The sequence below is a fragment of the Streptomyces sparsus genome (genome assembly GCF_054776295.1).
Genome location: NZ_BAAHCA010001064.1, coordinates 1 through 1,517 on the forward strand (window position 1 = coordinate 1; position 1,517 = coordinate 1,517).

General features: G+C 74.9%; 1 protein-coding gene. It reads right to left on the reverse strand.

The genetic code is table 11. The features are described from left to right. Positions 1-1,517, reverse strand: a 1,517-nt coding sequence (locus tag ACYVE9_RS26300; protein WP_461030393.1) for an FAD-linked oxidase C-terminal domain-containing protein, incomplete at both ends; no start/stop codon positions are given.

A 1,517-nucleotide genomic window follows, 5' to 3' on the forward strand; every position in this document is an offset into this window, starting at 1 on the left:
GGCCACCGGCCGGTCCAGGCGGGGCGGCTCCAAGTCGGGGGCCTGCTCCTCCAGGGTCTGCGCGAACGTGCGGACCAGTCCGGCCAGTCGGGCCGCGCGCGGGTCGTCCGGCAGCAGCTCCGGCAGGTCGGTGCGCAGCGCCGCCGCGCACGGCGGTTCCAGTACGGTGACGGGCAGTCCGGCGGCCAGTGCGGGCTCCATCCGGTCAAGCGTGCGGCGCAACACGGCTCGGGCTCGGCCCAGTTGGCCGGTGGAGACCTGGGTGAGCCCGCAGCAGACGGCACCCGGCGGCACGACCGGCTCGATGCCGGCCGCCCGGAGTACCCGTGCGGCACCGGAACCGGCCTCCGGTGAGAGGTAGTTGGTGAAGGTGTCCGGCCAGAGCACCACGCGGCTTCCGGCAGCGGGCGCGGCATTTCGCCCCTCGGTGCGCCACCAGCGGGTGAACGGGGTACGGGCCAGCGGGGGGATGTCCCGCTCCGGCGTGATGCCGCCCAGCCGCTTCGCGACAGACGCGAGCGGCGTCCGGGCCAGCGTGTTGAGCACCGGCGCCGACCGGGTGGCGGCGGCCCAGCGCAGCCACTGCGGCAGCAGGCCCATCGAGTAGTGCGACAGGGGACGCACCCGTCCCGCGTAGTGCCGGTGCAGGAACTCCGCCTTGTACGTGGCCATGTCCACGCCCACGGGGCAGTCGCTGCGGCAGCCCTTGCAGGACAGGCACAGGTCCAGCGCGTCACGCACCTCGGGGGAGCGCCAGCCGTCGGTGACGATCTCCCCGGCGAGCATCTCGTGCAGCAGCCGCGCCCGGCCCCGGGTCGAGTGCTGCTCCTCGCCGGTGGCCCGGAACGAGGGGCACATCACCTGCGGGCCGGGCCCGGTGTCGCGGCACTTGGCGACGCCGACGCAGCGCCGCACGGCCGCGGAGAAGTCACCCCCGTCGTGCGGGTAGCTGAAGCCGGCCGGCTCCGCGGGCAGCGGCTGCTTCGGCAGCACCTCGAAGCGCAGGTTCTCGTCAAGGCGGTGCGGACGGGCCAGTACGCCCGGGTTGAGCATGCCCGCCGGGTCCCACACGTCCTTGAACCGCTCGAACAGCCCGACCATCTCCGGCCCGTACATCCGGGGCAGCAGCTCGGCCCTGGCCATGCCGTCGCCGTGCTCCCCGGAGAGCGAACCGCCGTGCCGCACCACCAGGTCGGCCAACTCGCCGGAGAAGGCCCGGAACCGGGCGACGCCCTCCCGGCCGAGCAGGTCGAAGTCGATGCGCACGTGGATGCAGCCGTCGCCGAAGTGGCCGTAGGGCAGGCCGCGCAGTCCGTGCTCGCGCAGCAGGCCGCGGAAGTCCCGCAGGTAGGCGCCGAGTCGGGCCGGCGGCACCGCGCAGTCCTCCCAGCCGGGCCAGGCCTCGGTGCCGTCCGGCATCCGGGTCGCGGTGCCGGAGGCGTCCTCGCGGATCCGCCACAGCACCCGCTGGTCGGCCGGTTCGACCACCAGCGCGTGGGCGGTGGTGCCCGACGCCA